Origin of the sequence: Nonomuraea thailandensis (genome assembly GCF_024172165.1) — a bacterium.
GTDB lineage: Bacteria > Actinomycetota > Actinomycetes > Streptosporangiales > Streptosporangiaceae > Nonomuraea > Nonomuraea thailandensis.
Genome location: NZ_JAMZEB010000002.1, coordinates 6,184,250 through 6,205,154, shown reverse-complemented (window position 1 = coordinate 6,205,154; position 20,905 = coordinate 6,184,250). Strand labels below are relative to the sequence as shown.

The window sequence follows — 20,905 nt, the reverse complement described above, 5'->3', positions numbered from 1 at the left end:
CGGGGCCGCCGGATGGGCCCCGGGTTGTCGGCCGGGGCCACTAAAGTCAGATGCCACAACCCATCGAGACCGGGAGGCGCCGCTCCATGTCGTCCAGCGACTCGTTCGTGCACCTGCATGTACATACGGAATACTCCATGCTGGACGGGGCGGCCCGCCTCAAGCAGATGTTCAAGCAGGTCGGCGACCTGGGGATGCCCGCGATCGCGATCACCGACCACGGCAACATGCACGGCGCCTACGACTTCTACAAGCAGGCCACGGCCGCCGACATCAAGCCGATCATCGGCATCGAGGCGTACGTCGCGCCGGAGTCGCGCCACAACAAGAAGCCGGTGCTGTGGGGTGAGCCGCACCAGAAGCGCGACGACGTCTCGGCGGGCGGTTACTACACCCACATGACGATCTGGGCGCGCAACAAGACGGGCCTGCACAACCTGATGCGGCTGTCCTCGCGCGCCTACACCGAGGGCTTCGTGCGCAAGTGGGCGCGCATGGACGCCGACATCCTGGCCGAGCACGCCGACGGCCTGATCGCCACCACCGGCTGCCCGTCGGGCGAGGTGCAGACGAGGCTGCGGCTCGGCCAGTACGACGAGGCGCTGAAGGCCGCCGCGAAATTTCAGGACATCTTCGGCAAGGACAACTTCTTCCTGGAGATCATGGACCACGGCCTCGACATCGAGCGCCGCGTCCGCGACGGCCTGACCAGGATCAGCAAAGAGCTGAACATCCCGCCGCTGGTGACCAACGACTCGCACTACACCTACGAGTCCGACGCCTCCTCCCACGACGCCCTCCTGTGCATCCAGACCGGCAAGCAGCTGTCCGACCCCGACCGCTTCCGCTTCGACGGCTCCGGCTACTACATCAAGAGCGCCGACGAGATGCGCGCGGTCGACTCCTCCGACCTGTGGGCCGAGGGCTGCCGCAACACCCTCCTGGTGGCCGAGAAGGTCGACGCGACCGGGTTCTTCGAGTTCAAGAACCTCATGCCGACCTACCCCATCCCCGACGGCATGACGGAGAGCGCGTTCTTCCGCCAGACCGTCTGGGAGGGCATGGACCGCCGCTGGCCCGAGGGCTACGACGAGGAGCACCGCAAGCAGGCCGAGTACGAGATCGGCATCATCGAGCAGATGGGCTTCCCGAGCTACTTCCTCGTGGTCGCCGACTTCATCATGTGGGCCAAGCAGAACGGCATCCCGGTCGGCCCCGGCCGTGGCTCGGCCGCCGGCTCGCTGGTCGCGTACGCGATGGGCATCACCGACCTCGACCCGCTCCCGCACGGCCTGATCTTCGAGCGGTTCCTCAACCCCGAGCGCGTGTCCATGCCCGACGTCGACATCGACTTCGACGAGCGCAGGCGCGGCGACGTGATCCGCTACGTGACCGAGAAGTGGGGCGCCGACAAGGTCGCCATGATCGCCACGTTCGGCACCATCAAGGCCAAGGCCGCCATCAAGGACGCGGGCCGCGTCCTGGGCTACCCGTACGCGCTGGGCGACCGCGTCTCCAAGGCGTTCCCGCCCGCCGTCATGGGCAAGGACATCCCGCTGTCCGGCATCTTCGACAAGGACCACCCGCGCTACGCCGAGGCGGGCGAGCTGCGCCGGCTCTACGAGGAGGACGTCGACGTCAAGGCGACGATGGACCTCGGCAAGGGCCTGGAGGGCCTGATCAGGCAGACCGGCGTGCACGCCGCCGGCGTGATCATGTCCGCCGAGGTGCTGACCGACCACGTCCCGATCATGCGCCGCGACTCCGACGGTGCGATCATCACGCAGTTCGACTACCCGACCTGCGAGACGCTCGGCCTGCTGAAGATGGACTTCCTGGGCCTGCGCAACCTCACCATCATGGACGACTGCCTCAAGATGATCGAGGCGACCACCGGTGAGAAGATCGACCTGCTCGCGCTGCCGCTGGACGACCGCAAGTCGTACGAGCTGCTGGGCAAGGGCGACACGCTGGGCGTCTTCCAGCTCGACGGCGGCGGCATGCGCTCGCTGCTGCGCCTCATGCGCCCCGACAACTTCGAGGACATCTCCGCCGCCCTCGCGCTCTACCGTCCCGGCCCGATGGGCGCCAACTCCCACACCAACTACGCCCTGCGCAAGAACGGCCAGCAGGACATCACGCCGATCCATCCGGCGCTGGAGGAGCCGCTCAAGGACATCCTCGACACGACCTACGGCCTGATCATCTATCAGGAGCAGGTCATGGCCATCGCCCAGAAGGTGGCCGGCTTCACCCTCGGCGCCGCCGACCTGCTGCGCCGGGCGATGGGCAAGAAGAAGAAGTCGGAGCTGGACAAGCAGTACGCCGGCTTCGAGGCGGGCATGCTGGAGCGGGGCTATCCCGCCGAGGCCATCAAGGCGCTGTGGGACATCCTGCTGCCCTTCTCCGACTACGCCTTCAACAAGGCGCACACCGCCGCCTACGGCCTCATCGCTTACTGGACCGCCTACCTCAAGGCCAACTACCCGGCCGCCTACATGGCCGCGCTGCTGTCGTCGGTCAAGGACGACAAGGACAAGTCGGCCCTCTACCTCAACGAGTGCCGCCGCATGGGCATCAAGGTGTTCCCGCCGGACGTCAACGACTCCGACTTCGACTTCACCCCGCGCGGCACCGACATCCGCTTCGGCCTGTCGGCCGTCCGCAACGTCGGCGGCAACGTCGTCGACGGCATCATCGCCGCGCGCAAGGAGAAGGGCCGCTTCGGCGACTTCAAGGACTTCCTGCGCAAGGTGCCGGCCATCGTCTGCAACAAGCGCGTGATCGAGTCGCTGATCAAGGCGGGCGCGTTCGACTCGCTGGGCCACGTGCGCAAGGGCCTGGTCATGGTGCACGAGCAGGCCGTCGACGCGATCATCGACATCAAGAAGAACGAGGCCATCGGCCAGGACTCCTTGTTCGGCGCCATCGACGGCGGCGAGGACCAGACGTTCGACGTGCAGATCCCGGTGGGCGAGTGGGACAAGAACACGCTGCTGCAGTTCGAGCGGGAGATGCTCGGCCTGTACGTGTCCGACCACCCGCTGTTCGGCGTGGAGCACATCCTGGCGGCCGGGGCCGACTGCTCGGTCGCGGCCGTGCAGGACGAGAGCCGGGCCGACGGGCAGGTCGTGACCGTGGGCGGCATCCTCAGCGGCGTGCAGCGCAAGGTCACCAAGAAGGGCGACACCTGGGTGCTGACCCAGCTGGAGGACCTCGCGGGCTCCATCGAGGTGATGATCTTCCCGTCGGCGTACCAGCTCTGCTCGACGCTGCTGGCCGAGGACGCGATCGTGTTCGTCAAGGGCCGGATCGACAAGCGGGAGGACGTCGCCAAGATCATCGCGATGGAGGTGACGGCGCCCGACCTCACCGTGGAGGCAGGCGGGCCGCTGCTGGTGAGCCTGCCGCTGACCCGCTGCACGCCGCCGGTGGTCGGGCGGCTGAAGGAGATCCTCACCACGCATCCGGGCACGTCCGAGGTGCATCTTCAGGTGCACAACGGGCCCAAGACGACGGTGATGCGGGTGGACGACCGGCTGCGGGTCTCACCCTCGCCGGCGCTGATGGGCGACCTGAAGCAGCTACTCGGCCCGGCGTGCCTGGGGGCGTGATCTCCACGTTCCGGCAGGGCGTTGCCGGCAACCCTCGCCGTCGCCCCGCCGGAGCCCGTGGGGCAGGATCGCAGGCGTGAGCGAACTGCATTTCCTGACCGCGACCGAGCTGGCCCGGCTGATCAAGGCCCGGCAGGTGAGCGCCGTGGAGGTCCTCCAGGCCCACCTCGACCGGATCGAAGAGGTCAACCCGCACGTCAACGCCATCGTCACCCTCGTGGCCGAGCAGGCCAGGCGGGCGGCCGAGGCGGCCGACGCGGCCCTGGCGTCCTCGGGGCCGCGCGGGCCGCTGCACGGCGTGCCGGTGGCGCACAAGGACCTCGTCGACACCGCCGGGATCAGGACCACCTACGGGTCGCCGCTGTTCGCCGACCACGTGCCCGAGCAGGACGACCTGATCGTCCAGCGGTTGCGCGCGGCCGGGGCCGTCACCGTGGGCAAGACCAACACCCCCGAGTTCGGCACCGGCTCCCACACCGTCAACGAGGTGTTCGGCGCCACCAGGAACCCCTACGACCTGTCCAAGTCCGCCGGAGGCAGCAGCGGGGGAGCGGCGGTCGCGCTGGCGACCGGGATGGTGCCGCTGGCCGACGGCTCCGACATGGGCGGGTCCCTGCGCAACCCCGCCTCGTTCTGCAACGTCGTCGGCCTGCGCCCGACGCCCGGCCGGGTGCCCGACATCTCCGACATCAACGCCTGGTACACGCTGAGCGTCTCCGGCCCCATGGCCAGGACGGTCGAGGACGTGACGCTGATGCTCGGGGTGGTCGCCGGGTTCGACCGGCGCTCGCCGTACTCGATCAAGGAGGTGTTCGCGCCCGAGCCCGAGCAGGGGGTGGCCGGGCTGCGCGTGGCGTGGAGCCCCGACCTGGGCGGGCTGCCCGTGGACCCGCGGACGGCGGCGGTCACCGCGACCGCGCCCGGGGTGTTCGAGCGGCTCGGGGCGCGGGTGGAGCAGGTCGAGCTGGATCTGGGCGACGCCGAGGACGCGTTCCGCACGTACCGGGCGTGGAACTACCTGCTGGTCCACGGCGACAAGAGCGGGCTCGGCCCCAACACGGCCTGGAACGTCGAGCAGGGCCGCAAGGTCACGGGCGCCGACCTGGCCAGGGCCGAGACGGCGCGCAGCCGCCTCTACCAGCGCATGGCCGCCTTCTTCGACACCTACGACGTGCTGATCGCGCCCGTCAGCCAGGTGCCGCCGTTCCCGATCGAGCAGCCGCACGTCAGCGAGATCAACGGGCAGAGGCTGCCGGACTATCTGGCGTGGATGCGCTCGGCGTACTGGATCAGCGTGCTGCACGCGCCGGCCGCCTCCGTGCCCGCCGGGTTCACCGAGGACGGGCTGCCGGTGGGGGTGCAGATCGTGGGCAGGCCGTTCGAGGACGCCAGGGTGCTGCGGGTGGCGCGGGCCTTCGAACAGGCCACCGGCCACGGCCTGCGCCGCCCTCCGCTCTAGCCCGCCGCCCGCTCTCAGTTCGGGCCGAGACCTCCGTAGGGGGCGCGCAGCGGCGACTCGCGGTAGCCGTGCATGCCCTCCAGCAGCCCGAAGAACCCCACGGCCAGCAGCGGCCAGGACACGAGCACACCCTGCGCGGTCAGCTTCAGCGCGCCAGGCACGATCTTCGCCCCCGTCGCGCTGGGGGCCGCCTCGACCACGACGGCTCCCAGCGTGAACGTGGACCCCGTCCACAACGTCAGGTACGCGGCCGCCACCCCGCCCGCGCACAATCCCAGCAGCACCGGCAGCATCCACCGCCGCGCCGAGAACCAGGCCACTCCGCCGCACAGCAGCCCGAGCCCGCCCGTGATCACCGCGAACCAGCCGTCGGCGGCGATCAGCGCCTGCGTGGTCGGATCGGCCAGCACCGTGCCCTGATCGGTCACCTGGTACGGCGCCCGCGGCGTCAGCCCCGACCAGAGCAGCCCGGCGGTGACCCCGAGAGCGGCGAGTGTGAGGACAGTTACCGCAAAAGCGCGTACTTCCCTCGTCACGCCACTCCCCCTCACATGTCCGTCCGAATCAGCTCGATGGTATCCCCGGCTAGGCTCACTCCGTGATTGCAGAAGAGGTCTGGCAGATTGAACCCTCCGGCCCGCTCCGGGGAGACGTCGAAGTACGCGGTTCCAAGAACGGCGTGTCCAAGCACATGGTCGCGGCCATGATGGGCAACGGCGAGAGCAGCATCCACAACGCCCCCGAGGTGGGCGAGGTGGAGATCACCGCCGCCATGCTGCGGGCGCTGGGCATCAACGTCGAGATCTCCCGCACGGAGATCAGGATCGAGAAGGGCGCGGAGATCGAGCCCCGGGTCCCCGACGCGTTCACCGGCCTGAACCGCATCCCGATCCTCATGCTCGGCCCCCTGCTGCACCTGGCGGGGGAGGCGTTCGTGCCGCTGGTCGGCGGCGACCCGATCGGGCGGCGGCCGGTGAACTTCCACGTGGACGCCCTGCGCGCGATGGGCGCCGAGGTGCAGGTGGGCGACACCGGCATCTACGCCAAGGCCAAGCGGCTCAACGGCACCCGGATCGAGCTGCCGTACCCGAGCGTGGGCGCCACGGAGACGGTGCTGATGTCGGCGGTGCTGGCCGACGGCAAGACCGTGCTGAAGAACGCGGCCACCGAGCCCGAGGTGGTGGAGCTGGCGCTCTTCCTGCAGCGGATGGGGGCCAGGATCGAGCTGTCGCCCGACCGCAGGATCGTCATCGAGGGCGTCGAACGGCTGCGCGGCGCCCAGACCTGGCTGACCGGCGACCGCATCGAGGCGTTCTCGTACCTGGCGGCGGGCCTGGTCACCGGCGGCGAGGTGCGCGTGCACGGCTGCCCCCAGGACCGCCTGGTCACCGCGATCACCACGCTGGCCAGGATGGGCGCCCAGTTCGACATCAACGACGAGTACCTGTGCGCCACCGCGCCCCCCGAGGGCCTGCGCTCGGCGGCCGTGCAGACCGACACCCACCCCGGGTTCATGACCGACTGGCAGACGCCGCTGATGGTGCTGTTCACGCAGAGCCAGGGCATGTCGGTGCTGCACGAGACGGTCTTCGAGAACCGCCTGGTGTACGTGCCGGCGCTGCAGAAGATGGGCTGCGAGATCGAGGTGTTCGACCAGTGCCTCGGCGGGCCCGCCTGCCGCTACCACGACACCAACGCCCGGCACTCGGCCGTCGTGCGCGGGGTGTCCAGGCTCAAGGGCGCCGACGTGACGCTGCCCGACATCCGGGCCGGCTTCTCGGCGGTGCTGGCGGCGGCGGTGGCCGACGGGCCGTCCACGCTGCGCGGCGTGCACCACATCGAGCGCGGCTACCACCGGCCGTTCGAGCAGTTCGTGTCGCTCGGTCTGAACATCACACGTCAACGGTAAAGAGGCTGGAAGCGGGCGTTTGCCACTGATCGGGACGTCGCACATCATCTGACGTGACCGTACTCAGATCCGTCGGGGCGCTCGGCCTGGCGGGGGCGCTCGGCGGGGTACTGGCGGCCGCGCTGGCCGCCCCGCTGGTGGGCGGGGGCGGCCTCGCGGCGATGAGCGTCACGAACACCTTCGTGGAGCTGCCGCCCGCCCCGCGCGAGGAGCCGCTCTCCCAGGTGACCAGGCTGCTGGACAAGGACGGGCGGCCGTTCGCCCAGTTCTACGAGGCCAACAGGACGGCCGTCCGGCTCGGCGCCGTCGCGCCCGTGATGCGCAAGGCCATCGTGGCGATCGAGGACGCCCGCTTCTACGAGCACGGCGGCCTCGACGTCAGGGGCACGATCCGGGCGCTGCTCACCAACACCCAGGCAGGCGGCATCCGGCAGGGCGGCTCGTCCCTGACGCAGCAGCTCGTCAAGAACATCCTGGTGGAGAGCGCGCGCAGCGACGCCGAACGCAACAAGGCCCGCGCCCCGAACCTGGCCCGCAAGATCACCGAACTGCGGCTGGCGCTGGCGCTGGAGAAGAAGTACCGCAAGGACGAGATCCTGGAGCGGTACCTGAACATCGCCTACTTCGGCGCGGGCGCGCACGGGGTGGAGGCGGCGGCCAGGCGCTTCTTCTCCACCTCGGCCTCCCGGCTGACGCTCGGCCAGGCGGCCACGCTGGCGGGCGCGGTGCGCATGCCGTACTCGACCGACCCCTCGCTCGGGCAGGAGCACAGGGAGCGCCTGAAGATGCGCCGCGACCTCGTGCTCGACCGCATGGCGGGGCTCAAGCAGATCACCCCGCAGGAGGCGGCGAGCGGCAAGGCGGCGCCGCTGGGCATCCGGCTGCGGCCCGAGCCCGGCGGCTGTGCCCAGAGCCAGTACCCGTTCTACTGCCTGTACGTGCAGCAGGAGCTCCTGTCGAACCCCGTCTTCGGCAACACGGCCCGCGAACGGCAGCGCCGGATGGCCAGGGGCGGCCTGACGATCAGGACCAGCCTCGACCCGATCGCGCAGCGCGCCGCCGAGCGGGCCATCCGCGAGCACGTCTCGCCCGAGGACACCGAGGTGGCCGCCGAGGCCATGGTGGAGCCGCGTACCGGGCGGATCAGGGCGATGGCCGCCAGCAAACGCTTCGGCCGCAACCCCGGCAACCGCAAGAACGGCCCCAAGACCACCTTCAACCTGCCCGCCGACGTGGCGCACGGAGGCGGGCAGGGCTTCCAGGCCGGCTCCACGTTCAAGGTGTTCACCCTGGCCACCGCGTTGCAGCAGGGGTGGCGCTTCGGCGACGGCTTCCAGACGCCGGGGTCGCTGGTGCCCGGGCAGGGCTACCGCGACTGCTCGGGCAGGCCCGTCAACGACCCGAACACCCGCGTGCTGAACGCCAGCGGCGAGGGCGAGGGCGGGCCGCACAGCATCGAGACCGGCACCTGGAAGTCGGTGAACATCTTCTACATGATGCTGGAGCGCAAGGTCGGGCTCTGCAACGTCGTGCGCATGGCCAGGACGCTCGGCGTCACCAGGGCGGACGGGGAGCCGCTGAAGGAGGTGCCGACGTTCACGCTGGGGGTCAACGAGATGGACCCGGTGACGGTCGCGGCGTCCTTCGCGGCGTTCGCGGCGCGGGGCCAGTACTGCCGGCCGCTGGCCATCGTGGAGATCACCGGCAGGGACGGGCGGCGCACGCACGTGCCGCCGTCGTGCGAGCAGGTGATCGAGCGGCCCATCGCGGACGCGGTCAACCACGTGCTGGAGGGCGTGTTCGACAAGGGCACGATGAAGGGGCAGAGCATCGGGCGGCCCGCCGCCGGGAAGACGGGCACCAACAACGGTTACACCTCGGCCTGGTTCGCCGGCTACACGCCGCACCTGGCGGCGGCGGTCAGCGTGGGGGACATCCGGGGGTCCTACCGGTTCCCGCTGCAGGGGGTGCAGATCGGGGAGCGGCACTACGGGTCGGTGCAGGGGGCGTCGCTGCCGGGGCCGATCTGGGTGGAGTCGATGGGGGCGGCGCTGCGGCGTACGGAGCCGCGCGGGTTCACCAAACCTGACATGTCACGCTTCGGCGGAGGACACACGCCGGGGCTGGAGAAGGCGCTGGCGGAGGAGGAGCGCAAGAGGCGAGGCAACAACCCGTTCGGGCGGCGGACCCGGCGGCTGTTCGAGTGGCTGCTCGGGCAGAGCCCGGGCCCGTCCGTGGCGTTGCCGCCGCGCGAGCCCGACCGGCTCCGGAACCGGCCTCGGCGGGACCTCCCGTGGCTGGACCGGCCGCGCCGCGACCGCGCCGCCCGGCCGCACCCGGGCCGGGTGCGCGAGGGACGCCGGCACAACCGCAGGGGCTGAGCCGCCGGCCGCCGCCACGGCGGTTGGCTGCCGTATGAGCGGGGGTCAGCCGGTCTTGCCGATGGGGGCCGTGACCGCGCGGGTGAGCGTGATGAGGTTGTCGGGAGCCGTCTCGATCTGCAGCCCCCGCTTGCCCGCCGAGAAGTAGATCGTCTCGAAGTCGAGCGCCGACGAGTCCACCACGGTGGGCAGCTGCTTGCGCTGCCCCAGCGGGCTGATGCCGCCGACGACGTACCCCGTCACCCGTTCCACCTTGGCGGCGTCGGCCATCGCGGCCCGCTTGCTGTTGAGCGCCCCCGCCAGCGCCTTCAGGTCGAGCTTGCCCGCCACCGGCACCACCGCCACCGCCAGCCCGCTCTCCACCTCGGCGACGAGCGTCTTGAAGATCCGCTCGTACGGCACGCCGAGCGCGTCGGCGGCCTCCTCGCCGTAGGCCTGGGCGGCGGCGTCATGCTCGTACGGGTGCAGCGTGAACTCCGCCTTGGCCTTGGCCAGCGCCATCGTGGCAGGAGTGCCCCCGGTCCTGGTTTTGCGCGACATGGTTGTCGACCCTAGCGCGGCCACCGCCGTCGGACACGCGGCGCTTCCCCTCTGCGATACTCATCGAGATGGTTGCCGGCAAACCCACAGAGGAAGCGATGCCCACGGACGGCCCGACCGTCGACCAGGGAGTGCGGGAGATGCTCCTGCTGATGCCGCGGCTGGTCGCGCGTGCCAAGCGCATGCCGGTCCCCGAGCAACTGCGGGACTTCGCGCTCACACCCCGCCATCTGACCCTGCTGGCCCTCCTGCTGCACGACGGCCCCGCCACGGTGAAGACGCTGGCCGGCAGGCTGGAGATCGCGTCCACGACGGTCAGCCTGATGGTCGGTGACCTGAGCCGGCAGGGGATCCTCGTCCGGACCGAGGACGAGCGCGACCGCCGGCGCACGATCGTGAGCATCAGCGACGCGCACCGCGACGCGATCGAGGGCTGGCTGGCCGCCGGCGCGGACGCGTGGCGAACCGCCCTGGAGCCACTGGCTCCGGCCGAGCGGCAACTGGTCATCGACGCGCTGCGCACGTACGAGCGCGAGACGATGAAGCGCACCGGGCAGCCCGACTGACCCTCCCGGCTCGCGCGCGGCGCCTTGCCTTCTACGCCTGACGCGGCCCGGCCGCCGGTCGCAGGCGGCCGGGGGTGTAGCCGAAGGCCCTCCTGAACACGTCGATGAACGCGCTCGCCGACGCCCACCCGCACCGGTGCGCCACGGCGGTCACCGGGGTGCCCTCGGCGAGCAGGAGGAGGGCGTGGTGGAGGCGGAGCTGGGTGCGCCACTGGGGGAAGGTCATGCCCAGCTCGGCCCGGAAGAGGCGGGCCAGCGTGCGGTCGCTGGTCCCGGCCATGGCGGCGAGCCGGGCCAGGGTGCTGTTGTCGGCGGGGTCGCGGTGCAGGGCGGCGCAGACGGCGGCCAGGCGCGCGTCACTGGCGGTGGGCAGGTGGAGCGGCTGCTCGGGGGCGTGCCTCAGCTGGTCGAGCAGCACCGCCAGCAGCCGCCCCCGCTCCCCGCCGTCCCTTCCGCCGCCGTCCCTGCTGCTGCCGTCCCTGCTGCTGTCGTCCCTGCTGCTGTCGTCCCTTCCGCCGGTGTGCCGCTCGCCGCCGCTCCTCCCGTCGCCGTCTCGGCCGGTCCTCCCGTCACCGCCTCGGCGGTCGCTTCGGCGGCCGTGATGGTCGCCGGTGTAGGCGATGATCAGCTCGCGGAGCAGGGGGCCGACCGCCAGCACCGCCGGCCGGTCCAGCCCGAGCGGGTTCTCCGTGAGGCCGACCAGGCGCAGGTCGGTGTCCCCGTGGGCGCGGTGCTCGTGGACGGTCCCGGCGGGCACCCACAGGGCCCGGTTCGCGGGGGCGACCCAGGTGCCGGCGCCGGTGGTGACGGAGATGACGCCGCGGCTGGCGTACGCGATCTGGTGGGTGTCGTGACGGTGCGCGTCGATGCCCGCGCCCGGCGCGAGGGGACGCCGCCCGGTGGGTGCTTCGGGCAGATGGCGGATTTCCATCATGGATTGGCATGTTATCGGAAGCGAGCCAACCGCCTCCGAAGACAGGATCGAAGGCGTGAACAGGATCCCCATGCTCGCCGCCGGTCACGCCACCGTGGACTTCTACCAGGGCGCGGTGCCCGCCCTCGTGCCGTTCCTGGTGGCCGGGCGCGGTTACGGGTACGTCGCCGTCTCCGGCATCGTGCTGGCCGCCACGCTCCTGTCGTCGATCGTGCAGCCGATCTTCGGCGTGCTGACGGACAAGTGGCGCATGCCGTGGCTGATCCCGGTGAGCATGATCCTGGCGGGAACGGGGGTGGCCGTCTGCGGGGTGTCCGACTCGTACGCGCTGACCTGGCTGGCCGCGGCCCTGTCCGGGCTCGGTGTGGCCGCCTACCATCCCGAGTCCGCGCGCCTGGCCAGGATCGCCAGCGAGGGCAGTCACGTGCGGATGAGCTGGTTCTCCACCGGGGGGACTCTGGGGTTCGCGTCGGCGCCCGTGCTGGTGACGCCGCTGCTGGCGGGGTGGGGCCTGGGCGCCTCGCCGCTCCTCGTGCTGCCCGCCGTGCTGGGCGCGATCGTGACGCTGCCCGCGATCAGGGCGCTGGCCGGCAGCGCCGGGACGGCACGGGCCGCGGGGCCCGGCTCCGGGCGGGACGACTGGCCGTCGTTCGTCCGGCTCACGCTGGTGATCGTCTTCCGCTCGGTCGTGTACGTCGGGCTGAGCGCCTTCGTGGCCCTCTACATGGGCGGCGGCGCGGCCGGTGCGGTGGCCCTGTTCGTGCTGTTCGCGGGCGGGGCGGTGGGCACCGTGGCGGGTGGCAGGACGGCGGCGCGCCTGGGCCGGGTACGGACGATGCGGCTGTCGTACGCGCTGGCCGTGCCCGCGGTGGCCGGCGTGGTGCTCGTGCCCGGCCCCGCCGCGTACGTCTTCGTCGCCGCCTCCTCCATCGCCCTGTACGCCCCGTTCTCCCTGCACGTGACGCTGGGGCAGGACTTCCTGCCGACCCGGGTGGGCACGGCCAGCGGCGTCACCCTGGGGCTGGCGGTCAGCGTGGGCGGCCTGGCCGGCCCGCTGGTGGGCGCGGTGGCCGAGGCGGCCTCGCTGCGTACGGCGCTGGCGTGCCTGATCGCGTTCCCCGTGCTGGCGCTGCTCATGGCCCGCACGATCAAGGAGCCTGCCCCGGCGGCCGCCTGACCGGGACGCCCGCCCGGCCGGACACCGGGATGCCTGACCACGGTGCCTGCTCGATCAGGGACTGACCATGATGCCTGCCGATCAGGGCCTGACCGCGGTGCGGGGCCTAACCGGTGGTCGGGAGCCGCAGGGCGCTGGTGTTGTCGCGCTGCGTCGGGTCCAGCCGGCTGGAGGTGACGCGCGCCGAGAGGGACAGCCGCCGGGGCGCGTCGCCGGCCACGCGGACGCGGGCCCGCAGCCGTACCGGCCTGCCCGGATGGATGGTGCCGATCGTGCAGGCGGCCTCGCGCGCGCCGCGCCTGCAGGTGGCGCCGCTGATCGAGACCAGGGACGCGCCGGGCGGCGCGGTGAGCGTGACGGGCACCTGGGCGGCGGCCAGCAGCCCGCGCATGGTGACGGTGGCCGTCACCGTGGCGGTGCCGCCGCGCCTGACCGGCCGCCCGGGCCCCGACAGGCTGACGGACAGCGCGTCGTACACTCCGCGCGGGTCGGCCCGCTTGACGATCGCGCCGTAACCCTCCGGGTTGATCGCGTTGGCGACCGAGTTGCCCTCGGCCTCGCCGTCCTCCTTGCCCGCCGACAGCACGCCGACCAGGTCGCCGGTGCCCTTGATCACCCACGGCCCGCCGCTGTGCCCCTTGAACAGGTGGCAGTTGAACGTCTCCAGCCGCCCCGCCTTCGACGCCGTGCCCGCCATGCGGGCGGCGAGCATGGTCTCGGCGTGGGCGATCCCGAGCGCCTGCGTGGTTCTGGCCAGGCACCAGAGCTGGTCCCTGCCGTCGTACGGCTTCCTCCCGAGCAGGCCCGGGTAGCCGGGGGTGGCGATCGTGTGCCTGCCGCCCTGGTTGAGCAGCGGGGTGAAGGCGCCCACGGCGTCCTGAAGGGTGCCGTTGCGCCGGCCGACCTCGATGAGGGCGATGTCGTAGATCGAGTTCCAGTCGCCGCCGGGCGTCCCGGTGTAGCCGTCGGGCTTCCACGCCTGCCGCCCGCCCCACCGCCCGTACGGCTCGCGCTGCCGAACGGTGGTCGCTCGGCCGTCGTAGGCCGGCACGAACGCGAAGCTGGTGTGCCAGCGGCCGGTCGTCGAGCCCGCCGGCACGCCGTACACGCAGTGGGCCGCCGTGACGATGAGCAGCCCGGAGGCCGAGCGGACCACCGAGGCGCTGCAGGAGTCGCCGTTGCCCGCCGCGTTGACGAAGAACAGGCGGCCGGTGATCCGGCTGGCCGCCGCGGAGGTGTACGGGCGCCGGACGCGGGCGTAGCCGTTGGTGTCGCCACCGGGGGTGATGCGTTTGCCCGAGGGCACGCTGAACCGCCGCTCGGCCGCCCCGCCGCTCCCGCCGGACTCCTCACCCGCCTCCGCCCCGGCCACCATCCCCGCCCTCGCGTCGGCCCCCGCGCCGGCCCCCGTGCCTGCGTCCGTCCCCGCGCCCGTGCCGGCCTTCGTGCCTGTGCCGCTTGCCGTGCCTGTGCCGCTTGCCGTGCCGGTGTCCGCCGCCGCGCCTGCCCCCGTCCCGGAGCCCGGACCCGGGGTCGGCACGCTCGCCGGCAGGTCGGTCGCCTCGGCCTTGGCCTGCTTCTCCGCCGTCCAGTACCGCACCGCGCGCCCGGGCCGCATCACCGGCGACGCCGCCGCCCCCCAGGACCGGTCGGCCCGCACGACCGGCGCGCCGGACGACGTCTGGGCGGTGACCGGCGCGTCGGACGACGCCTGTGCGGCGGACGACGCCTGTGCGGCGGGCGACGTCCGGGCGACCGGCGCGGCGGACGACGAGTGTGCAACGACCGGCGCCGCGGGCGACGTCCGGGCGGCGGGCTGCTGGTCGGCGACCGCGGGGAGCGCGAGTGTGACGCCGGCCAGCGTGGTCAGCGTGGTGACCAGAGTTCTCTGCACATTGTCCCCCGAGACCGCTCGATGACCTTGTGTTCACTTTAAGTCACCAAAAGGTGACGAAGTGTTGTCCCGGGGTGTGTGTCGGGTAAATCAGCCCGCGGCGGCGTCACCCGCCCCGGGCAGCAGCTCGGCCGTGGTGGCCTCGTGCGGCTCGCGGTCGGGCCGCAGCCCCCGCCACGACGGATGCCGCAGCCGCCCGTCACCGGTGACCTCGGCGTACTGCACCTCGCCGACCACCTGAGGCTCCACCCAGTGCGCGTCGCGGGCGTGCTCGCGCGGCACCACCTCGTCGAACGGCGGCTCCGCCCGCTCCAGCGGCGCCAGCCGCTCCAGCAGGTCGCGCAGCATGGCCTGGGTGAAGCCGGTGCCGACGTGCCCGACGTACCGGAGCCGGCCGCGCAGGTCGTACGCGCCGAGCAGCAGCGACCCGATCATCCCCGCCCGCCGCCCGCCGCCCGGCTTCCACCCGCCGATGACGACCTCGACCGCGCTGACGTTCTTGACCTTGGTCCACTCGCCGCTGCGCCGGCCGGGCCGGTACGGCGAGCTCATCCGCTTGCACACCACCCCTTCGAGCCCGAGCTGCCGCGAGGAGTCGAACGCCCGCGAGGCGTGGTCGGCGAACCAGACGGGCACCTGCCACCGGTACCCGGGCCGCACGGTGCCCTCCAGCAGCTCGCGCCGGTCGGTGTAGGGCCGCGAGACCGTGCTCGCGTCGCCGAGGTGCAGGATGTCGAAGGCCATGTACGTCACCGGCACCACCCTGGTCAGCTCCGCCACGGCCGCCGGGTTGCGCTGGTGCATCCGGGGCTGCAGCGCCTCGAAGCTGGGCCGCCCGGCCTCGTCGAAGGCCACCACCTCCCCGTCGAGCACGGCCGCGCGCCCGCCGGTGGCGCCGGCCATGAGCTGCAGCTCCGGGTAGGCGGGGGTGATGTCCTTGCCGTTGCGCGACATCAGGCGGACGGCGCCGTTCTCGACATAGGCGAGGGCGCGCACGCCGTCCCACTTCATCTCCACGGCCCAGTCGTCACCCTGGACGGAGGTCAGCGTCCCGAGCTGGGCCAGCATCGGGGCGTAGGCCGGCAGCCGAACCATGGTGCATGCCGTACCCCGTCCGCTTGATCGACAGTGGTGAACAGGGGTCTACAGATGGTCAAGTGGCCTGTCTTCCACCAGTTCGGCCAGATCCACGCCGTGCCGGCCGAGATCGGCGACCATGGCGCAGTAGCCGCGCAGGTAGGTGCGGCCGTTGACCTGGTGGGAGACGCGCAGCAGCGGGCGATCGTCCAGGATGATCGCCTCCACGAGGATGCCGCCGGGCCCACGCCACTGTCCCATGCCGGTAAGAGTAAGTGCCCGGACATAATGGACAGGTAATAAAGCGCCTCACGGGAAGGCCGGACCGGGCTCCGGAGCGCCGTCCGGCCATGTGCGCCGCAGGCGCAGCACGGCCGCGGGCGCGTCGGGCGACTTCACGAACGCGTCCTTCAGCGGGAAGCACAGGTAGCCGCCCGTCGTCCAGATGTGGTGGCCGCCGAGGTCGAAGCAGCGGGCGCCGTGCTCGTCGTGCCTCGGGAAACCGGCCATGGCGAAGTAGAGCAACCCGGAGTAGACGCCGCCGATGCCGTAGACGTCGATCCGGCCCTGCTCGCCCGGCTCGACCAGCAGGTGCGAGTGGACGGTGTCGGAGCTGGGCCAGGGGCTCGTGTTGCCCACCCCGTGCGTGTAGCTGCCGGTGAACCGCCCGTGCCCGGGCACCGCGATGTCGACCGTGCCGCCGACCGCCCACCCGCCGGACGCGGTGACGGCCTTGCGGATCTCGCTGCCGACGGAGTAACGCAACCGCGCGCCGCCCCCGACGACGGCGGTGGCGGCCCGCCACGGGTAGCGGGCCGCCAGGCAGCCGCCGAAGGCCAGGTGCCCGGCGTAGCGGGAGATCAGCTCCTCGAAGTGGTCGAGCACGAGCCTGGCGGTGGCGTGACGGGCGCGGTGGTCGATGATCGCGGTGCCGCGCGCCCGCTCGGCGTCGCTGAAGCAGCCGGGGCACACCTTCCGCACCTCGGCCCACCGCTCCTCGCACGGCTCCACCCCGGAGACCGTCTTCCACTGCGCGCCGCGCGGCACGCCGGCGGCGGCGACGTGCGCGGGGATCGCGTAGCCCGGGTCGGTCCCCGGGCGGACGAGCGGGATGCCCGCCACCGCGTCGGACTCCACGTCCTCGACCTGGTGCAGGGCCGCCGCGTGCTGGGCAGACGCGCAGACCGCCACGCCGAGGTGGTGTGTGTCCGCGCCGGTGTTGTCGTGGTGCATGAGACGGCCCCCCTGCGACACGTTCCCTGCCGTAAAGGCGACGTAACGTTATTTTTTGATTACTCTAAGTTTTTCTTGGTCCGGAGTGTTAGAAGCCGCCCGTCCCGGGCAGATGTGACCCCTTGAGCTTTTCCCTGTCGTGGCCGTGCCCCCGTGACGGCCACGGCTCCCGCCCCGGCAGGCCCGGTCCGGGGTGATGGTGGCCGCGGGGCGCGCGTCGGCGAGCGCCCGCCCCGCGGCCTTCACCCCGTACGCCCGCCCGTGCGTCCACTCGGCCCGTCCACTCGGCCCGTGCGTCCACTCGGTACGACGACATGTCCGGATCGTGGACAGAACCAGATTCAGGGCCCGGACTCCGTAGACTGTCAGGGTGATTTCCCGTATTGACATGCGCGGTTCTCTTCCGGAGGATCTGCGCGACGTGCTGCCCCGCGCCGAGCTCGACGTCGAGGCCGCCCTGGAGAAGGTGCGGCCCATCTGCGACGACGTGCGCCATCGCGGGGCGGCAGCCGTACGGGAGCTGACCGCCAGGTTCGACGGTGTCGAGATCGCCTCCGCCCGCGTGCCCGCCGAGGCCCTGAAAGGGGCGCTCGCCGAGCTCGACCCCAGGGTCAGGGCGGCGCTGGAGGAGTCGATCAGGCGGGCCAGGCTGGTCCACCGCGACCAGCGCCGGGCCGACGTCACCACCGAGGTCGTGCCCGGCGGCACGGTGACGGAGCGGTGGGTGCCGGTCGACCGCGTGGGCCTCTACGTCCCCGGCGGCCGCGCGGTCTATCCCTCCAGCGTGGTGATGAACGTCGTGCCCGCGCAGGAGGCGGGCGTCGGCTCGCTGGCCGTGGCCAGCCCGGCGCAGAAGGAGTTCGGCGGGCTGCCGCACCCTACGATCCTGGCCGCGTGCGCGCTGCTCGGCGTCGAGGAGGTCTACTCCGTGGGCGGGGCGCAGGCCGTGGCCATGTTCGCGTACGGCACCGAGGACTGCGCCCCGGTCACCATGGTCACCGGGCCGGGCAACATCTACGTGGCGGCGGCCAAGCGGCTGCTCAAGGGCGTCATCGGCATCGACTCCGAGGCGGGCCCGACGGAGATCGCCATCCTGGCCGACGAGACGGCCGACCCGGTCCATGTCGCCGCCGACCTGATCAGCCAGGCCGAGCACGACACCATCGCCGCCGCCGTGCTCGTCACGACCAGCGCCGAGCTGGCCGACGCCGTCGAGAAGGAGCTGCCGGGCCAGGTCTCGGCCACCAAGCACTCCGGGCGCATCACCGAGGCGCTGAGCGGCAAGCAGTCGGGCATCGTGCTGGTGAGCTCGATCGACGACGGCCTCAAGGTCGTCGACGCCTACGCCGCCGAGCACCTGGAGATCCACACCGCCGGCGCCGCGGCCGTCGCGGCCCGCGTGCGCAACGCGGGAGCGATCTTCGTGGGCACCTACGCGCCGGTCTCGCTCGGCGACTACCTCGCCGGCTCCAACCACGTGCTGCCCACGGGCGGCTGCGCCTGCCACTCCAGCGGCCTGTCGGTGCAGTCGTTCCTGCGCGGCATCCACGTCGTCGACTACAGCCGCGACGCCCTCGCCGGCGCGGCGGCCCACGTGTCGGTCCTCGCCGACGCCGAAGACCTGCCCGCACACGGCGCGGCGATCCGCGCCCGATTCGACTGGCGAGTGCCCGAGTGAACCTCGACGACCTGCCCATCCGCGACGACCTGAGGGGCAAGACGCCGTACGGCGCGCCCCAGATCGACGTCCCGGTCCGGCTCAACACCAACGAGAATCCCCACCCGCCCTCGCCCGCGCTGGTCGCCGACCTGGCCAGGGCGATCGGCGAGCAGGCGGGCGAGCTCAACCGCTACCCCGACCGCGACGCCGTCGAGCTGCGCGCCGAGCTGGCCGCCTACCTCGGCCACGGGCTGACGACCGAGCAGGTGTGGGCCGCCAACGGCTCCAACGAGGTGCTCCAGCAGATCCTGCAGGCCTTCGGCGGCCACGGCCGCACCGCCATGGGCTTCGAGCCGTCCTACTCCATGCACCCGATCATCACCAGCGGCACCAGCACGGAGTGGGTCAGGGCCAGCCGCGAGGACGACTTCTCGATCGACCCCGGCAAGGCCGTGGCCGCGGTCGAGGAGCACCGCCCCGACATCGTCTTCATCACCTCCCCGAACAACCCGACGGGCACCGCCCAGCCCCTGGCCACGATCGAGGCCATCGCCTCGGCGGCGCCCGGCATCGTCGTGGTGGACGAGGCCTACGCCGAGTTCGCCCGCGAGGGCACGCCGTCGGCACTGACCCTGCTGCCCGCGCATCCGCGGATGATCGTCACCCGCACGATGTCCAAGGCGTTCGCCATGGCGGGCACCCGCGTGGGCTACCTGGCCGCGCACCCCGCGGTGGTGCAGGCGCTGCTGCTGGTGCGGCTGCCGTACCACCTGTCGACGCTCACCCAGACGGCGGCGCGCGTGGCGCTGCGGCACCAGGAGGAGCTGCTCGGCAGCGTCGACGAGCTGCGGCGCGAGCGCGACGCCACGGTGACGTGGCTGCGGTCCAAGGGCCTGGCGGTGGCCGACTCCGACGCCAATTTCGTGCTGTTCGGGCGTTTCCCCGAGCGCCGCACGGTGTGGGAGGGGATGCTGGAGCGCGGCGTGCTCATCCGCGAGGTGGGCCCGCCCGAGTGGCTGCGTGTCTCGATCGGCACCAGCGAGGAGATGGCGGCCTTCCGCGCCGCCCTGGAAGGAGTGCTTTGAGCCGCGTAGGTCGCATCGAGCGTGTCACCAAGGAGACCTCGGTCCTGGTCGAGGTGAACCTCGACGGCACCGGCCGGGTCGAGGTGGCCACCGGGGTCGGGTTCTACGACCACATGCTGGCCCAGCTCGGCAAGCACGGGCTGTTCGACCTGACCGTCAAGACCGAGGGCGACCTGCACATCGACTCCCACCACACGATCGAGGACACCGCGCTCGCGCTGGGCGCGGCCTTCCGCGAGGCGCTGGGCGACAAGTCGGGCATCAGGCGGTTCGGTAGCGCATCGTGCCCGCTGGACGAGTCGCTCGCCCAGGTCACCGTCGATCTGTCCGGCCGCCCCTACCTCGTGCACCACGAGCCCGAGGGCATGGCGCCGATGATCGGCCCCGAGTATGACACGACGATGACCCGCCACATCCTGGAGTCGTTCGTCGCGCAGGCCGCGATCTGCCTGCACGTGCACGTCCCCTACGGCCGCAACGCCCACCACATCGTCGAGGCCCAGTTCAAGGCGCTGGCCAGGGCGCTGCGCGAGGCGTCCGAGCTCGACCCCCGGGCCACGGGGGTGCCCAGCACCAAGGGCGTGCTATGACCGACAACGTCCTGGCCATCGTGATGGTCTTCCTCGGGTTGTTCCTGATCGGTGGCGTGTTCTCCCTGGGCAAGCAGGGGCTCAAGATCGGTGCGGCCGTCTGCGCGCTCGGCGCGGCGATGGCGATCACGGCGGGGGTGCTGTGGTGGTGAGCAAGAAGAAGGTCGTGGTGCTCGACTACGGCTCGGGCAACCTGCGCTCCGCGGAGCGCGCCCTGGCCAGGGCGGGCGCCGAGGTGACCGTCACGCCCGACTTCGAGGCGGCGCAGGAGTGCGACGGGCTCGTCGTGCCGGGCGTGGGCGCGTTCGAGGCGTGCATGAAGGGGCTCAAGGGCGTGCGCGGCGAGCAGATCGTCGGCCGCCGCCTGTCCGGGGGCCGCCCGGTGCTGGGCATCTGCGTCGGCATGCAGATCCTGTTCGCCAGGGGCGTCGAGCACGGCGTCGAGACCGAGGGCTGCGGCGAGTGGCCCGGCACGGTCGAGCGGCTGGAGGCGCCGGTGCTGCCCCACATGGGCTGGAACACCGTCAAGTCCCCCGCGGGCAGCGTGCTGTTCGCCGGGCTCGACGCGGCCACCCGCTTCTACTTCGTGCACTCCTACGGCGTGCGCGAGTGGGAGCTGCGCCCCGGCGACGGCTTCGCCGAGCCCGCCGTCACGTGGGCCGAGCACGGCGTGCCATTCGTGGCCGCCGTGGAGAACGGCCCGCTCATGGCCACCCAGTTCCACCCCGAGAAGTCCGGCGACGCCGGAGCCCACCTGCTGCGCAACTGGTTGCAGACGCTGTGAGC

General features: G+C 72.0%; 18 protein-coding genes. 11 read left to right on the top strand and 7 right to left on the bottom strand.

All coding sequences use genetic code 11. The features are described 5' to 3' along the window. The first annotated feature begins 86 nt into the window (after positions 1-86). Both dnaE and HD597_RS31975 read left to right on the top strand, forming a co-directional pair. Complete coding sequence (dnaE, locus tag HD597_RS31980) at positions 87-3,614, top strand: DNA polymerase III subunit alpha (RefSeq protein WP_253746870.1); 3,528 nt, start codon at positions 87-89, stop codon at positions 3,612-3,614. A 76-nt stretch (positions 3,615-3,690) separates the two neighbouring features. Beyond that, the gene (locus HD597_RS31975; protein ID WP_253746869.1) at positions 3,691-5,073 is read left to right on the top strand and encodes an amidase; all 1,383 of its coding nucleotides are present in this window, start codon (positions 3,691-3,693) and stop codon (positions 5,071-5,073) included. Between the two features lie 14 nt (positions 5,074-5,087). On the opposite strand, the gene HD597_RS31970 is transcribed toward HD597_RS31975, so the two are convergent. Then, positions 5,088-5,609, bottom strand: coding sequence for a hypothetical protein (locus HD597_RS31970; RefSeq protein ID WP_253746868.1), 522 nt, complete (start codon positions 5,607-5,609; stop codon positions 5,088-5,090). Between the two features lie 62 nt (positions 5,610-5,671). Here HD597_RS31970 and murA point away from each other — a divergent pair, with 62 nt between their 5' ends. Together murA and HD597_RS31960 are read left to right on the top strand one after the other, a co-directional pair. Next, positions 5,672-6,982: a UDP-N-acetylglucosamine 1-carboxyvinyltransferase gene (gene murA, locus HD597_RS31965; protein ID WP_253746867.1), complete on the top strand. Its 1,311-nt coding sequence runs from the start codon at positions 5,672-5,674 to the stop codon at positions 6,980-6,982. A 53-nt stretch (positions 6,983-7,035) separates the two neighbouring features. Continuing rightward, positions 7,036-9,363 (top strand): transglycosylase domain-containing protein, encoded by a 2,328-nt coding sequence (locus HD597_RS31960; protein ID WP_253746866.1) that lies wholly within the window; start codon positions 7,036-7,038, stop codon positions 9,361-9,363. 45 nt (positions 9,364-9,408) lie between these two features. Here HD597_RS31960 and ybaK read toward each other — a convergent pair whose 3' ends face one another. Further along, positions 9,409-9,903 carry a Cys-tRNA(Pro) deacylase gene (ybaK, locus tag HD597_RS31955; protein ID WP_253746865.1) on the bottom strand — a complete coding sequence of 165 codons (495 nt, stop codon included), beginning with the start codon at positions 9,901-9,903 and terminating at the stop codon, positions 9,409-9,411. 98 nt (positions 9,904-10,001) lie between these two features. Between ybaK and HD597_RS31950 the strand changes: the two genes are divergently transcribed. Continuing rightward, complete coding sequence (locus tag HD597_RS31950; protein WP_253746864.1) at positions 10,002-10,469, top strand: MarR family transcriptional regulator; 468 nt, start codon at positions 10,002-10,004, stop codon at positions 10,467-10,469. A 31-nt stretch (positions 10,470-10,500) separates the two neighbouring features. On the opposite strand, the gene HD597_RS31945 is transcribed toward HD597_RS31950, so the two are convergent. Next, positions 10,501-11,403: an AraC family transcriptional regulator gene (locus HD597_RS31945; protein ID WP_253746863.1), complete on the bottom strand. Its 903-nt coding sequence runs from the start codon at positions 11,401-11,403 to the stop codon at positions 10,501-10,503. A 55-nt stretch (positions 11,404-11,458) separates the two neighbouring features. Here HD597_RS31945 and HD597_RS31940 point away from each other — a divergent pair, with 55 nt between their 5' ends. Then, positions 11,459-12,580, top strand: coding sequence for an MFS transporter (locus HD597_RS31940; RefSeq protein WP_253746862.1), 1,122 nt, complete (start codon positions 11,459-11,461; stop codon positions 12,578-12,580). Between the two features lie 106 nt (positions 12,581-12,686). Here HD597_RS31940 and HD597_RS31935 read toward each other — a convergent pair whose 3' ends face one another. The 4 genes from HD597_RS31935 to HD597_RS31920 all read right to left on the bottom strand — a co-directional run bounded on the left by HD597_RS31935 (position 12,687) and on the right by HD597_RS31920 (position 16,784). Further along, positions 12,687-14,474 (bottom strand): trypsin-like serine peptidase, encoded by a 1,788-nt coding sequence (locus HD597_RS31935; protein WP_253746861.1) that lies wholly within the window; start codon positions 14,472-14,474, stop codon positions 12,687-12,689. Between the two features lie 90 nt (positions 14,475-14,564). Next, positions 14,565-15,569: a non-homologous end-joining DNA ligase gene (gene ligD / locus HD597_RS31930; protein WP_253746860.1), complete on the bottom strand. Its 1,005-nt coding sequence runs from the start codon at positions 15,567-15,569 to the stop codon at positions 14,565-14,567. Positions 15,570-15,617: 48 nt separating this feature from the next. Beyond that, positions 15,618-15,812, bottom strand: a complete 195-nt coding sequence (locus tag HD597_RS31925; protein ID WP_253746859.1) for a hypothetical protein — start codon at positions 15,810-15,812, stop codon at positions 15,618-15,620. A 48-nt stretch (positions 15,813-15,860) separates the two neighbouring features. Then, on the bottom strand, positions 15,861-16,784 hold the full coding sequence (locus tag HD597_RS31920; RefSeq protein WP_253746858.1) for a hypothetical protein: 924 nt from the start codon (positions 16,782-16,784) through the stop codon (positions 15,861-15,863). Between the two features lie 370 nt (positions 16,785-17,154). Here HD597_RS31920 and hisD point away from each other — a divergent pair, with 370 nt between their 5' ends. The 5 genes from hisD to hisH are packed head-to-tail and all read left to right on the top strand — an operon-like array spanning position 17,155 to position 20,903. Further along, complete coding sequence (hisD, locus tag HD597_RS31915; RefSeq protein ID WP_253746857.1) at positions 17,155-18,462, top strand: histidinol dehydrogenase; 1,308 nt, start codon at positions 17,155-17,157, stop codon at positions 18,460-18,462. Continuing rightward, positions 18,459-19,529, top strand: a complete 1,071-nt coding sequence (locus HD597_RS31910) for a histidinol-phosphate transaminase (RefSeq protein ID WP_253746856.1) — start codon at positions 18,459-18,461, stop codon at positions 19,527-19,529. The genes hisD and HD597_RS31910 overlap by 4 nt, the downstream gene beginning before the upstream one ends. Then, the gene (hisB, locus tag HD597_RS31905; RefSeq protein ID WP_148434876.1) at positions 19,526-20,119 is read left to right on the top strand and encodes an imidazoleglycerol-phosphate dehydratase HisB; all 594 of its coding nucleotides are present in this window, start codon (positions 19,526-19,528) and stop codon (positions 20,117-20,119) included. The genes HD597_RS31910 and hisB overlap by 4 nt, the downstream gene beginning before the upstream one ends. Next, positions 20,116-20,271 carry a CG2302 family histidine operon protein gene (locus tag HD597_RS31900; RefSeq protein WP_185106672.1) on the top strand — a complete coding sequence of 52 codons (156 nt, stop codon included), beginning with the start codon at positions 20,116-20,118 and terminating at the stop codon, positions 20,269-20,271. The genes hisB and HD597_RS31900 overlap by 4 nt, the downstream gene beginning before the upstream one ends. Then, positions 20,265-20,903, top strand: a complete 639-nt coding sequence (gene hisH, locus HD597_RS31895) for an imidazole glycerol phosphate synthase subunit HisH (protein WP_253746855.1) — start codon at positions 20,265-20,267, stop codon at positions 20,901-20,903. The genes HD597_RS31900 and hisH overlap by 7 nt, the downstream gene beginning before the upstream one ends. Positions 20,904-20,905: the final 2 nt, after the last annotated feature.